Source organism: Microbispora sp. CL1-1, assembly GCF_012034195.1.
GTDB lineage: Bacteria > Actinomycetota > Actinomycetes > Streptosporangiales > Streptosporangiaceae > Microbispora.
This window is the reverse complement of record NZ_JAATEK010000006.1, coordinates 85,091-98,724: the sequence shown is the minus strand read 5'-3', so window position 1 is coordinate 98,724 and position 13,634 is coordinate 85,091. Positions and strand designations below refer to the sequence as shown.

The following is a 13,634-nucleotide window of genomic DNA, read 5'->3' as shown; positions in this document are numbered from 1 at the left end:
CCGCCGCGCGTCCGATGTCATCTGTCCTGCTCGTTCGCGGCCCGCGCCGCGATCAGCGAATCGAGCGACGCGCGGACCCCGTCGATCAGTGTCCGGCTGCGGTCGAGTGCGGCCTGCAGGCCGGTCGCGGGAGGCGAGCCGGCGCTCTGGTGCAGGACGACGCCGAGGACCAGCCACGTACGGCCGGCGGCCTCGGCCTCGGCCGCCCACATCAGCGCACCCCCGGCCGGCGTGGTGGAACCGGTCTTGAGGCCGATCACGCCCGACCTGCCCAGCAGCGTGTTGGTGTTGACGATCGTGCCGGGCACCCCGGGGATCGTGACCTCGCGCTTGGCGACGATCGAGCGGAGCACCGGGTTCTTCATCACCTGCCGGGCCAGCCTGAGCTGGTCCGCGGCGGTGCTCACGGTCGTCGGCTCGATGCCGCTGGCGCCGGTGTAGGTGGTGTGGGTCATGCCGAGCCGGGCGGCGGCCCGGTTCATCTTCACCACGAACGCCTCCTGACTCCCGGCGTCCCATCGGGCGAGCAGGCGGGCGATGTTGTTGCCCGAAGGGATCAGCATCAGTTCGAGCATCTGACGTTCGCTGAACCTCTGGCCTTCCCTGACCGGCGCGCTCGACTCCTCCCGGGACGACGACTCGTCCGCGGCCTGCCTGTCGACCTCGATGACCGGCCCGGTGGCGGCGCCCTTCAGCGGATGCTCCTTGAGGATCACGTACGCCGTCATCACCTTGGTGACGCTCGCGATCGGCACCGGCTCCCGCTCCCCCTTGCCGCCGAGATCACCGAGGCCCTCGACCATGACGCTCGTCTGGCCGTCCTCGGGCCACGGCAGGTCGATCCCGGCCGCGAGGCCCCCGTCCGTCGTGTTCGCTTCGCCCATGGGAGATCCGAAGCAACCACCGACGGCAGACGCGATGAGGACGACGGCCCACATCATGGCCGCGAGGCGGAGGGAGCGACGGCGGCGGACCGGCAGGACCGGGTGGTCGCCCGGCCGCTCCCCGCCGCGAACGGCCCGAGCGGCGGGTACGGCCCGAGCGGTGGGTACGGCAGGAGCGGCGGGAACCACGGCGGGAGCGGTGGGAATCGTGGACACGGCGGGCGGGCGGGTTGGGAGCATGAAGGGCACCTCCGGGCGGTCGGTACGCGTTTGCGCACGTCACCCACCTTGTGCCGGGCGAATTTCCACGCCGCCGCAGCGAGAAGTCAGCGACCGCTCGAATCTCCCGCGGCTGTGTATCCGCCGTGTATCGGCTGCTCCTCGTCCCCGCACCGGCACCTGCTGGTGGCCTTCCGGCTCCCGCCGGATGCGCGCCACCGAATACCTCAGCCGCACATGCGCCAGCCGCCCGCGTCTCAGCCGCGCATGCCGGCATCGAGACGGACGGTGTCGACCGCACCGCCGGGCCGCGCGCGCCCGGATGCCCCAGCCGCCCGCGTCTCAGCCGCGCATGCCGACGTCGAGACGGACAGCGGCCTTCCTGCCCACGAGCTGCACGCCCCCGAAGACCTCAACCGCACATGCGCCAGCCGCGCACGTCCCAGCTACGGATGCATGCGTCGAGGTGGTTGGTGACCTTCCGGCTCCGATGGGCTGTGCGTCCCCGGAACGCCTCAGCGGCCCGCGTGTCAGTCGTGGGTGCCGGCGTCGAGGCGAATGGTGGCGACCGCGCCGCCGTCCGGGGCGTTGGCGAAGTCGAGGGCCGCGCCGATCACCTGGGCCTGGCCGAGGGCGATGGTCAGACCGAGGCCGTGGCCCCTGCCGCGTTCCGCCGCGCCCGTACGGAAGCGCCGCGGCCCTTCCGCCAGCAGCGTGCCGGGGAACCCCGGCCCGTGGTCGCGTACGACGATCGTCGTGCCGCGCACGGTGACCTCGACCGGAGCCCGCCCGTGGCGGTGCGCGTTGACGACCAGGTTGGCGATGATCCTGTCGAGACGGCGCGGGTCGGTGTCGGCCACGGGATCGCCGATCACCTCCACCTGGGCCGGGAGCCCGGTCCGGCGTACGGACTCCTCGACGACCCCGCCCAGCGGCACCGGCACGTGGTCGGCCCGCTCCGCGCCCGCGTCCAGGCGCGAGATCTCCAGCAGGTCCTCGACGAGCCCGCGCAGCACCCCGACCCGGTCGCGTACCAGCTCGGTGATCTCCCCCTCCGGGAGCAGCTCCGCCGAGGTGATCAGACCCATCAGCGGGGTGCGCAGCTCGTGGGCCACATCCGCGGTGAAGCGCTGCTCGGCGAGCAACCGCTCCTGCAGCGCGCTCGCCATCGAGTCGACCGCCGCCGAGATCTCGCCGATCTCGTCGCGGGTCCGGCCCTCCGCCCCGATCCTGGCGTCGAGGTCTCCGCCCGCGATGCGCCGGGCCGTTCCCGCCACGCGCCGCAGACGCCGGTTCGGCAGCTCGGCGATCAGCGCCGTGAGGGGCACCACGATCGCGAGCACTGCCAGCGTGGCCATGACGATGTGCCGGTCGAGGGCCTGGAGGCTGCGCCGCTCGGCGCCCATGTCCACCTTGACGGCCAGCACGCGGCCGCCTTTGCGGACGGCCGCCCACATCCATGGCTCGTCGGGTTTCGTGTCGTCATACCAGGTGGCGACTTCCGAGTCGTCATGCCAGGTGGCGGGTTTCCGGGGTGTCACCTGCCGCAGCAGTTCCGGCGGAAGCTCGGCCGGGTCCTCGATCGCGCTGTCCGGCGGGTCCTCGCCAGGGGTGCCGCTCGCCGTGCGGATGACAGCCTGGAACGCCTCGGACCTGCCCGTGTTCAGCGACCATTCGTACGTCGTGGTGTGCACCAGAACCCCGACCGCCACGGCGACCGCGCAGGAGGCCACGGCCGCCAGCGCGGCGATCTTCCAGCGGAGCGACCGGGGGTCCAGGAGCGACAGGAGGTGCAGTGACGCCCGGATGCGCGGCGTGCGTCTGGGCTCCGACGGGGTGTGCTGGGTGTCCGGCGACATCCGCCGCCCCTTCCGCGCCGTACGGCGTGCTCCCGCGAGCACGGCGGAATCGGCCGGCCCTCCGAACCGGGTGGACCTGGCGGGCGCAGGGATGTCGGCGGGCTCCGCGGAGCGAGTGGGCTCGGCGGGCGCGACGGACTCGGTGGGCTCGGCCGGCGCGGCGGGCTCCGCGGAGCGAGTGGCCTCGGCGTGCGTGACAGGGGCGGCGGGCGCGGAGGGCTCCGCGGACTCGGCGGATTCGGCGGCGGCCTCGGTGCGCCCGGCGGACCCGGTCGGTCGGGAGATCTTGGTGGGTTTGATGGGATCGGTGCTCACATCAGCGCCGCAGCTTGTAGCCGAAACCGCGAACGGTCTCGATCCTGTCGGCGCCGATCTTCTTGCGCAGCCGCTGCACGCACAGGTCCACGACGCGGCTGTCGCCGTCCCAGCCGTAGTCCCAGACGTTGCGCAGCAGCGTCTGGCGGTCCAGCACGATCCCCGGATGCGCCGCGAACTCCAGCAGCAGCCGCAGCTCGGTGGGGGCGAGCGCGACCGGCTCGCCGGCCAGGCGCACTTCGAGGCCGTCGGTATCGATGGTCAGGTCGCCGAAGACGAGGTCGCCTGCCCCGCCGGACGCGGACCGCGGGGGATCATCCGGCCCATGCCCGGCAGAAGGCTCGGCGGAGGGCCCGGAAGAGGGCCCGCGCTCGGGCTCGCCGCCAAAGCCGCGACCGAGACCGCGACCGGCCCCTCGATCACCAGCACGATCGGGAGCGCGATCGGGCCCATGATCGAACGCTCGACCGGGCCCGTGATCGAGGGCACGATCGGGGGTGAACGTGGCCCGGCGCAGCAACGAGCGGATCCGGGCCACCAGCACGCCGGTGTCGACCGGCTTGACGACGTAGTCGTCCGCCCCCGCCTCCAGGCCCGACACCACGTCGAGCGAGTCACCGCGCGCGGACATCATCAGGATCGGGACCAGGCTGGTCTCCCTGACCGCGCGGCACAGGCCGATGCCGTCCAGGCCCGGCAGCATCACGTCCAGCAACAGCAGGTCGTGCCGCCCCTCCCGGGCGAGCTCCAGGCCGGTGAGGCCGTCGCCGGCCGTGGACACCGCGTAGCCGTAGCGTTCCAGAGCCATCCCGACCGTCTTGCGGATCACCTCGTCGTCCTCGACGAGCAGCACGGTGACAGGGGCCTGCGGCCCGCCCTTGATGTCCAAACCCGAAATATCTCCCCGAAGGCGGCTGATTGCGCGCTTGCGAGCTTATAAGGACGCATCCGGTGCTCCCCTCTCAGTGGCGTACGGCGGGAAGCGTCAGGAGGCCGGGGCCGCCGGCGGCTTCCAGTCCGGGTGGCCCGGCATCGGGGGGACCTTGGCCCCGTAGAGCCAGCCTTCGATGTAGGAGGTGAGGTCGCGCCCGCTGACGCGGTTGGCCACGTCGATGTAGTCCTTCGTGGTCGCGGACCTGCCCAGGTATCGGTCGTAGAACGTCTGCTCGATCTTCTTGAAGACGGAGTCGCCGACCTGCCGGCGCAGGCCCGCGAGCATCAGCAGTCCGCCGTTGTTCCCGCCGGTCAGCACGTCCTGCGCCGTCTTGAGCCGCGCGGGAGGCCCGGATTCGACCCGCTTGTCGAACTCGAACTCGTAGCGCTGCTTCAGGACGTCGTCGAGCTTCCGATACCCCTTCGCCACGGAATAGAGCAGCTGGTAGTACTCGGCGTGGCCCTCGCTGATCCACATGTCGTTCCAGGTGCGTACGGAGACGGCGTCGCCGAAATACTGGTGGACCAACTCGTGGATCATGGTGGGCGCGATCTCCGCGGCCGGGAGCGCCAGCCCGTCGGCGCTGAACGTGGAGAGCGTCGCCGACTCCAGGGCGACGCCGTCGTAGCCGCCCTGCACGCCCAGCACCCCGTAGGTCTCGAAGGGATATTTACGGCCCAGCTCCTTCTCCACCCAGGCGACCTGCTCGGGGATGTCGTCCACCCGGGGCTTCACCGCCTTGTAGCGGCCGGTCGCGACGTAGCTGCGGATCGGCAGGCCGTGCGGCCCGCGCGCCGTCACCTTCGTGAAGCGGCCGACTGCCACCTGGGCGACGTCGGTCGGGATGGCGTCGCGGGTGGTGTAGGTGTACGTGGTGCGGCCCCCGGTCGTCCTGCGCGACCGCAGCGTCCCGCTCGCCACCGCCTGGAGGTTCTTCGGCGTGGTGACGCGGAAGGTGAAGCGGGCCCTGTCGCTGGGGTGGTCGTTGCCGGGGAAGAACATGTGGGCGCGGTCCGGCTGGCCCATGAGAGCGAAGCCGTCGTCCTTCTCGACCCAGGCCATCAGGTGATGCGCTCCAGCCGGGTAGGAGGGCGACGGCGTGTCGTCCGCGCGGTCGACGCGATAGGAGACGTCGACGCGGAACGACTCGCCTTCGCGCAGGGGACGCCGCGGCGTGATCACGAGCTTCTCGCCGGACGCCGTGAACGCGGCCGGCTCGCCCTGCACGGAGACCGAGGTGATGCGGTCCACCTTCGAGTCCAGGCTGAAGCTGGACAGAGCCTGCTTCGCCGTGGCCGTGATGCGCACGGAGGAGTTCATCTTCGTCGTGCCGGGACGGTAGTCGTACCGGATGTCGTAGGAGGCGACGTCGTACCCGCCGTTGCCGAGGTAGGTGAAGAGCGGGTCACCGGCGCTGTGAGCGCCGGGCCGGGGCGTCCGTACGTCCGGCGAGGACGCGCCGGCGCGGACGTCACCCTTGACGGCCGTGGCGGCGTCCCCGGCCTGGGCCGCCGCGCCGCACGCGGAGACCGCCAGCGTCAGCGCGCCCGTCGTCGCCAGCGCGGCGAGCGATCCCCGCGTACGGCGCCGGGGCGGCTGGGGCGCGGGCGACTGGGGGCTGCCTGTGGTGCTGGGCCGCGGTCGCGGGCCGGACATGCGGGCAGAGGACATCGATGACCACCTTCGGGAAGAAGACGCGCTGGGTGCGCGCACTCCGCCCATCGTGGGTGGGGCATGTGTCGGCACCGCCTAGACCGTGTATCAGCGACCGCTCAGGCATGTATCACCGTGCACGGCCGCCCGCCGGGAACGGCCCCGCCCACGACGCGACGTCGTGGGCGGGGCCGGACGGGAGGGAGGGAGGATCAGGCGAGCGCAGGCTCGGGACCCGACGCGGGACGAACCGCGGCGGGGGCCTCGTCCAGAGGCTGCGGCGGGGCGCTGAACACCTCCTCGTCGAGACGGCCCTCGGAACGTGCGACCAGGACGGGCACCACCATCTGTCCCGTGACGTTGGTCGCGGTGCGGATCATGTCGAGGATCGGGTCGATCGCCAGGAGCAGCCCGACGCCCTCCAGGGGCAGGCCCAGCGTGCTCAGGGTCAGGGTGAGCATCACGATCGCGCCGGTCAGACCGGCGGTCGCGGCCGAGCCGACCACGGAGACGAACGCGATCAGCAGGTAGTGGCCCACGTGCAGGTGGACGCCGAAGACCTGGGCCACGAAGATCGCCGCGAGCGCGGGATAGATGGCGGCGCAGCCGTCCATCTTGGTAGTGGCCCCGAACGGCACCGCGAAGGAGGCGTAGTCGCGGTCCACGCCCAGGCGCTCGGTGGTGACCCGCTGGGTGAGCGGCATGGTCCCGACCGAGGAACGGGAGACGAAGGCCAGCTCGATCGCGGGCCAGGCGTTGCGATAGAAGGTGAGCGGGCTGACCTTGCCCACGAAGGCGAGCAGCAGCGGGTAGCTCACCAGGAGCACCAGCAGGCAGCCGATGTAGACGCCCGCGCTGAGCTTCGCGAGCGGGGCGAGCAGGTCCCAGCCGTAGCTGGCCACCGACTTGCCGATCAGACCGGCGGTGCCGATCGGGGCCAGCCTGATGACCCACCACAGAGCCTTCTGGACCAGGTCGAGGACCGACCGGCTGAAGCCGAGGAACGGCTCCGCCTTCTCGCCGACCGCCAGGGCGGCGGCGCCGAGGACGACACCCAGGAAGACGATCTGGAGGACGTTGAGCTCGGTGAACGCGGTGACGATGTTCGTCGGGATGATGCCGGTCAGGAAGTCCAGCCAGGTGCCTGCGCCGTCCAGGTCGACGGCCTTCGCCCCGGAAGTGGAGATGGTGACGCCCAGGCCGGGGTTGAGGATCAGACCGAGGCCGATGCCGAAGACCACCGCGATCAGCGAGGTGATCAGGAACCACAGCAGCGTCTTGCCCGCGAGCCTGGCGGCGCCGCTGACGTTGCGCAGGTTGGCCACGCTGACGACGACCGCGGTGAACACCAGCGGCGCGACCGCGAGCTTGAGGAGCTGGACGAAGATCTTGCCGACTTCGGTGAGGGTTGCGGTGAGCCAGGCGACGTCACCGGCGCGGGCGACGAACCCGAGGGCCGCGCCGATCACCAGGCCGAGCAGCAACTGCAGGGAAAAAGAGAGTTTCTTCACGAACGAGACTCCGGCAGGAAGGCATGCTCACGCCGAGGCGGCATGCGAGTGGAGAGGGGGGAAGGAGTGGTGACTGCGTTCAGTGACAGAGACGACTGCTCAACCGGCACAGGTCGACGTGCAGCCGCTTGACGAGCAGCACGGACACCGGGATTGATCTCATAGCGCGAGAAAACCTCCTCAACCGGCAGTAAATTCCGGTGTTTCAATGTGATCCGTATCACGTTCTCCTGAGCCAGTGAAGCCTCAATCGCCCCAGAAGTCCCATATGAGCTTCCTGACCGTGATGTCCGATCACGGGATGCGCCCATAGATACAACTTGTATCTATGCCTGCTACGCTCCTTCGCATGGCCGATCCCGCGAAGCGCCCGTCCGCCGCCCACACCGCGTACGCCGTGACCAAGGAGCTGATCCTCTCCGGCGAGCTGCCGGGAGGAAGCCTCATCAGCGAGGGTGAGATCGCCGAACGCGTACGCGTGAGCAGGACGCCCGTCCGGGAGGCGTTCCTGCGGCTGGAGTCGGAGGAACTGCTGGCGCTGCACCCCAAGCGCGGCGCGGTGGTGGTGCCGGTGCCGCCCGGAGAGGCCGCGGACGTCCTGGAGCTGCGGCTGGCCCTCGAACGGTCCGCGGCCGAGCGCATCGCCAGGACCGGACTGCGCGACGATCATCATGAGAGGATGCGCGACCTGCTGCGCCAGCAGCACGCCCTCGCCGAGGCCGCGGACGTCGGCCGGTTCGCCGAGGCGGACGAGGCGTTCCATCGGTGCATCGTCGAAGCGTCGGGCAACCGGCTGGCCGGCCGGTTTTACGCCACGCTCGGCGACCGGCAGCGGCGGATGAGCATCACCGCCCTGCGCCCGCGGCCGGAGCGGCTGTCCGTGCTGGCCGACGAGCACGAGGCCCTCCTCGGCCACCTCCTCGCCGGGGACAGCGCGGCCTTCGCCTCGGCCCTGCTCGATCACCTCACCGCGACGCACGGCTCGCCCTACCCCGCCGACCGCTGATCCGCCTCCACTTGTCTCGAAGGTTCGACGTCCCCATGCCGGAAACCCAGCGGATGCCGGAACCCCGGCAGGCCGCCCCCAAACCTGCCGTCACCCTCAGCCCTGCCGCACACAGCCCCGGCGCGCTCAGTCCCGTCACGCTCAGCCCCGTCACGCTCAGCCCCGGCGCCTGGCGGGCCGTCGCCGCGGCGATGTTCGCCGCCGGCTGGGGCGGCAACCAGTTCACCCCGTTGCTGCTGATGTATCGCCGGCTGGGCGGCTACTCCGCGCTCAGCGTCGACGCCTTCCTCGGCGCGTACGTCGTCGGGCTCGTGCCGGGGCTGCTGCTCGCCGGGCCCGTGTCCGACCGGCGCGGGCGGCGTCCCGTGCTGGTGGCCGGCACCGTCGCCTCGGCCGTCGCGAGCCTGGTGCTCTGCTTCGGCGGCCACAGCGCCTGGCCCATCTACGCGGGACGGCTGATCACCGGCTTCGCCGTCGGCATCGCCATGTCGGTGGGCAGCAGCTGGGTGAAGGAGCTGTCGAGCGGGACGGACGGCGGGCTCGCCGCACGCCGGGCAGCGCTGTGCCAGACGGCGGGATTCGGCCTCGGCGCCGGGATCGCGGGCGTGCTCGCCCAGTGGGGACCATGGCCCATGGTGAGCCCGTACGCCGTCCACATCCTCCTCACCGCGGCGATACCCGTGCTGCTCCTGCGGGTGCCCGAGACGCGGCCCGCTCGGGCGGGAGGCTCGGTGCGCGAGCTCCTCGGGGCGCTGGCGGACGATCTGCGCGTCCCCGCGCCGGCCCGCAGGCGGTTCCGGCTCGTGGTGCTGCCGATGGCGCCGTGGGTGTTCGGCGCGGCCGGGCTGGCGTACGCGGTCACGCCCCAGCTTGTCGGCTTCCGCGTCGGCGACTGGGGGCTGGCGTACGCGACCGGGCTGACCGTGCTGACCCTGGGCACGGGCGTGGCGGTGCAGCCCGTGGCCAGGTGGCTGCACAGCGGGAAGAGAAACGGCGCGGCGGGCGACCGCGCTGCGGGAAGCCGGACCGGACGGGCTCCGATTGCGGCCATGGCGGTGATGCTCCTCGGCGCGGCGCTGTGCGCGGCGAACGCGGTGCTGCTCTCGCCGTGGCTCGCGGCCGTCACCGCGGCCGCCCTGGGCGCCGGTTATGGCATCGCGGTGGTCTCCGGGCTGCTGGAGATCCAGCGCATGGCCGGCCCTGATGATCTGGCCGGACTGACCGGCGTCTACTACATGCTCGCCTACGCGGGCTTCCTCCTCCCGACCGTGCTGGCCGGTTTGTCGTCGTGGCTCTCCTACCCCGTCATGCTGGCGGCGGTGGCGGCAGCGGCCCTGGTCTGCCTGGGCCTCGTCGTGACCGGCGCCCGCGTCACGGAGCCGACCACCCCGGCGCGCTGACGGCGGGCTTCCGGGACGTCCCGCCAGAAGCCTCCGCATCGCCATCCTCCGCGCCGCTGGGGTCCAGGCCGCCGCGCCCTCCGCCCTCCGCCTCCGCTCTGCTGCCGTCCGGGCCGGCTGCCCTCCTGCGCCGCCGCCCTCCGCTCTGCTGCCGTCCGCTCTGCTGCCGCCCGGGCCGGCTGAAGCTTTCAGGCCATCCGGCGCGCGGCGGCACCGGGCGACCTCGCGCGACGCGGCGTTCGCCGAGCTGAGGGCGGGTGATCTCCCCCGGACCCCACGCGCGTACGGCGGCGGGTGCGATCGAGCCCTGTACGCGCCCGACCAGCCGATGAATCGTGCATGGTGACGACGGTCTCGCGCGATGAGGAGGCACGGCATGGCGGTGCGGCTGGGAGCGCGTCTCATGGCGGCGATCGCGGCGACGATCCTCCTCCCCGTGGCGACGGTCCTCATGGGCACCCCCGCCGCCGCGGACACCCGTGTCGACAACCCGTACATCGCCTCGGAGCGCTACGTCGATCCCTGGTGGTACGCGTCGGCCGTGTCCGAGCCCGGCGGCGCGGCGGTGGCCATCGAGCCGACCGGCATCTGGCTCGACAGCGTCGCCCACATCGAGGGCACCTCCTCCTTCCCCGGGCTGCGCGCGCATCTGGACGAGGCCGTCGTGCAGGACTCCTACGGCTCGGCCCCGCTCACGATCCAGATCGTGCTGAACGACCTGCCCGATCGCAACTGCACCCACGCGGTCTCCAACGGGGACTTCAGCGTGACCGCCGACGGCCTGAACCGCTATCGGACCGAGTATGTCGATCCGATCGCCGAGATCCTGGCCGACCCGGCCTACCAGCGGTTGCGCATCGTGGCGATCGTCGAGCCCGACTTCCTGCCCGGGCTGCTCCTGCCCGCCGCCACCTCCCGCTGCGCCACCGTACAGGCGAGCGGGGCCTATCCCACGGCGCTGCGGTACGCGATCACCCGGCTGCACGCCATCCCCAACGTGTACGTCTACCTCGACGCCTCCCATCACGGCGTCGTCGGTCATCCGGACAACTTCGGCCGGGCCGCCGATCTGCTCGCGAGCATCGCGGGCGCGACCGGTGGGCAGCCTTCGCCCGTGCACGGCTTCACGGTGAACGTCGCGGGCTACGGCGCCCTGGTCGAGCCCTACTTCAACACCCACATGGGCCTGCCGGTGAAGAACTCGCGGTGGGTGGCCGGGAACGACTACGTGGACGAGCTGTCGTTCGCCCAGGCGTTCCGTCAGCGGCTCATCGCGGCCGGCTTCGGGCCCGGCATCGGCATGGTGATCGACACCTCGCGCAGCGGCTGGGGCGGCCCCTATCGCCCGGTCCGCACCAGCACCTCCACTGACGTGAACCGGTTCGTCGACGAGTCGCGGACGGATCGCCGCCACAGCGTCGGCAACTGGTGCAACCAGGCCGGGGCCGGGCTCGGCGCGCGGCCCACGGCCACCCCCGCCTCCGGCATCGACGCGTACGCGTGGATCAAGCCGCCGGGCGTCTCCGACGGAACGAGCATGAACGTCCCGGGCCCCGACGGCCTCCAGCCCGACCCGATGTGCGATCCGACCTACGTTCAGGGGACCGTGCCCAGCGGGGCGCTGCCGTACGCCCCGGCGGCGGGGCAGTGGTTCGGGCAGCAGTTCCAGGAGCTCCTCGCCAACGCCTACCCGCCGCTGTGAGGCACCCGGCCCGGCCAAGCGGCCGGACTGAGCCGCCGGGCTGATACACCGGACCAGGCGGCCGGACTGAGCCGCCGGACCAGGCGGCCGGGCCGAGCGGCCAGATCAGGCCCCCGGATTACACGATCGGCCGCTCGTCGAGAAGCCGGACCAGGCGTTTCGGCGCGATCAGCCGATAGCTGTCCTCGATCAGCCCGGCGATCTCGTCCCAGTCCTGCTCGACGTCGAGGCGCACGCCCACCCAGCCGTTGCGCCCGACGTACGGCGGGACGAAGAAGCGCTCCGGGTCCGAGCCCACGAGGGCGTCCTGCACCCCCGGCCCGCCCTTGAACGTCAGCGACCGCCCGTCCTCACTGGTCATCGCGAACATCTTGTCGCCGACCCGATAGGTGGGAGCGGTGTGACCCCCGAACGGCTTCTCCACGGCCTCCGGCAGGGCCAGGCAGATCTCCCTGAGCCGGGACGCCACATCCTCATCGCTCACGCGGCTCGCCCCCTCGCACGGTCGTCATGACCGACCAGGGTAGGGGCGGGCCTCAGGCCGCACCACCCGACCGCACCACCCGACCGCACCACCCGACCGCACCACCCGACCGCACCACCCGACCGCGCCACCCGGCCGCGCCACCCGACCGCATCGCCCCGTCACGCCCCGGGCCGCACCACCCCGCTCACGGCACGCGGTCACGACACCCGCTCACGGCACGCGGTCACGACACCCGCTCACGGCACGCGGTCACGACACCCGCTCACGACACCGGGTCGCGCACCCGGCCCGCGGCGGTGAGGGCCGCCAGCAGCGCCACGGCCGCCAGGACGGCCGAGGCGGCGCGGGCGCCCGCCTCGTGGGGATGCCCACCGAGATGCAGGGCCAGGGTCACCACGGCGATGCCGAGCGCCGTGCCGATGCCGCGCGCCATGCCGACCATGCCACCGGCCGTGGCGGCCGTCCGTTCGGGGACGGCGGCCATGACGACGGCGTTGTTGGCGGGCACGAACAGGCCGAGCCCGGCGCCGGTCAGCGCCAGGCAGGCCCCGGCCCAGCCCTCGGCGGCGGGATCCGCCGCCGCCAGCGCACAGCCGGCGGCCGCCGCCACGGCACCGGCGACGCACCTGCGCCGGTCGCCCCAGGCGCGGGGCAGCAGATGGTCGCCCACGAGGGCGCTCACCGCGAAACCACCGGGCAGCGCGGTCAGGACCAGGCCTGCGACCAGTTCGCCGCTGCCCGCCACGAGGACCTGCGGGATCGACACCAGCGGACCGAACAGCACCAGGTAGCCGCCCAGCGCTCCCGCGAGCCCGGCCGTGACGACCCGGCTGCGGAGCAGGGCGGTGTCGATCAGCGCGGACGGCACCCGCGCCTCCCATCGCCAGAAGCCGATCGCGGCCCCGGCGGCGACGGCGAGCAGGACGGGCACCGACCACGACGGCAGGTCCAGGCCCGAGACCACGGAGGCGGCGAGCAGCAGGGCGCTGGTGGAGGCCCCCAGCAGGACCAGCCCCGGCCAGTCGAAGCGGCCGCCCCTCCCCCGGTGCCGCGTGCGCGGCAGCAGGTAGCGCCCGGCGATCACGGCCACGCAGCCGACCGGCACGTTGATCCAGAACACCCACCGCCATCCCGCCGTGGCGACCAGCACACCGCCGGCGACCGGCCCGAGGGCCAGGCCGAGCGCCTGGGCCGCCGCCTGCATGCCCAGCCCGGTCCGCATCCGTTCCCGGGGGACGCTCGACACGACCAGGGCCACGCTGTTGGCCTGGAGCATCGCCGCGCCCGCCGCCTGTACCAGCCGGCAGGCCACCAGCACCGCCAGGGACGGCGCCAGCCCGCAGGCGGCCGAGGCGGCGGTGAACACGACGAAGCCGTAGAGATAGACCAGCTTGCGGCCCGCGACGTCGGCGAGGCGTCCCGCCCCGGCCAGCAACGCGACCAGCACCAGCAGGTAGCCCAGGGACACCCATTGCACGGCCGCCAGCGAGGCGCCGAACTCCCGCTGCATCGCCGGGAAGGCCAGGGTGACGATGCTCGCGTCCAGTTGTCCCATGAACGCGCCGATGCACACGGCTCCCACGGCGAACCAGGGGGCGTACGGGTGCTCGCGCACGCGGTGGGGGCGGCGCGACTCCCTCAGCAGATCACGCATGCTCCGACCC

Annotated in this window: 10 protein-coding genes; 3 read left to right on the top strand and 7 right to left on the bottom strand. The window is 72.4% G+C overall.

The window, feature by feature from the left end:
* Positions 1-17: 17 nt before the first annotated feature.
* The 5 genes from HCK04_RS09920 to HCK04_RS09900 form a co-directional block, all read right to left on the bottom strand.
* On the bottom strand, positions 18-1,124 hold the full coding sequence (locus HCK04_RS09920; protein ID WP_205830054.1) for a D-alanyl-D-alanine carboxypeptidase: 1,107 nt from the start codon (positions 1,122-1,124) through the stop codon (positions 18-20).
* Positions 1,125-1,633: 509 nt separating this feature from the next.
* Positions 1,634-3,277: a HAMP domain-containing sensor histidine kinase gene (locus tag HCK04_RS44125; RefSeq protein ID WP_260617181.1), complete on the bottom strand. Its 1,644-nt coding sequence runs from the start codon at positions 3,275-3,277 to the stop codon at positions 1,634-1,636.
* 1 nt (position 3,278) lies between these two features.
* A complete protein-coding gene (locus HCK04_RS43480; protein WP_277351425.1) occupies positions 3,279-4,166 on the bottom strand; it encodes a response regulator transcription factor in 888 nt (295 codons plus the stop codon).
* A gap of 96 nt (positions 4,167-4,262) precedes the next feature.
* Positions 4,263-5,882, bottom strand: coding sequence for a M1 family metallopeptidase (locus HCK04_RS09905; RefSeq protein WP_205830053.1), 1,620 nt, complete (start codon positions 5,880-5,882; stop codon positions 4,263-4,265).
* A 194-nt stretch (positions 5,883-6,076) separates the two neighbouring features.
* Positions 6,077-7,375 (bottom strand): dicarboxylate/amino acid:cation symporter, encoded by a 1,299-nt coding sequence (locus tag HCK04_RS09900; protein WP_142646879.1) that lies wholly within the window; start codon positions 7,373-7,375, stop codon positions 6,077-6,079.
* Positions 7,376-7,724: 349 nt separating this feature from the next.
* Here HCK04_RS09900 and HCK04_RS09895 point away from each other — a divergent pair, with 349 nt between their 5' ends.
* From HCK04_RS09895 to HCK04_RS09885, 3 genes are all read left to right on the top strand, one after another.
* Positions 7,725-8,381: a GntR family transcriptional regulator gene (locus HCK04_RS09895; RefSeq protein ID WP_142646878.1), complete on the top strand. Its 657-nt coding sequence runs from the start codon at positions 7,725-7,727 to the stop codon at positions 8,379-8,381.
* A 35-nt stretch (positions 8,382-8,416) separates the two neighbouring features.
* Complete coding sequence (locus tag HCK04_RS09890) at positions 8,417-9,781, top strand: MFS transporter (RefSeq protein WP_221889891.1); 1,365 nt, start codon at positions 8,417-8,419, stop codon at positions 9,779-9,781.
* 376 nt (positions 9,782-10,157) lie between these two features.
* The gene (locus tag HCK04_RS09885; RefSeq protein WP_142646877.1) at positions 10,158-11,483 is read left to right on the top strand and encodes a glycoside hydrolase family 6 protein; all 1,326 of its coding nucleotides are present in this window, start codon (positions 10,158-10,160) and stop codon (positions 11,481-11,483) included.
* 118 nt (positions 11,484-11,601) lie between these two features.
* Here HCK04_RS09885 and HCK04_RS09880 read toward each other — a convergent pair whose 3' ends face one another.
* Both HCK04_RS09880 and HCK04_RS09875 read right to left on the bottom strand, forming a co-directional pair.
* Positions 11,602-11,967: an MmcQ/YjbR family DNA-binding protein gene (locus HCK04_RS09880; protein ID WP_142646876.1), complete on the bottom strand. Its 366-nt coding sequence runs from the start codon at positions 11,965-11,967 to the stop codon at positions 11,602-11,604.
* A 265-nt stretch (positions 11,968-12,232) separates the two neighbouring features.
* Complete coding sequence (locus HCK04_RS09875; RefSeq protein WP_142646875.1) at positions 12,233-13,624, bottom strand: MFS transporter; 1,392 nt, start codon at positions 13,622-13,624, stop codon at positions 12,233-12,235.
* Positions 13,625-13,634: the final 10 nt, after the last annotated feature.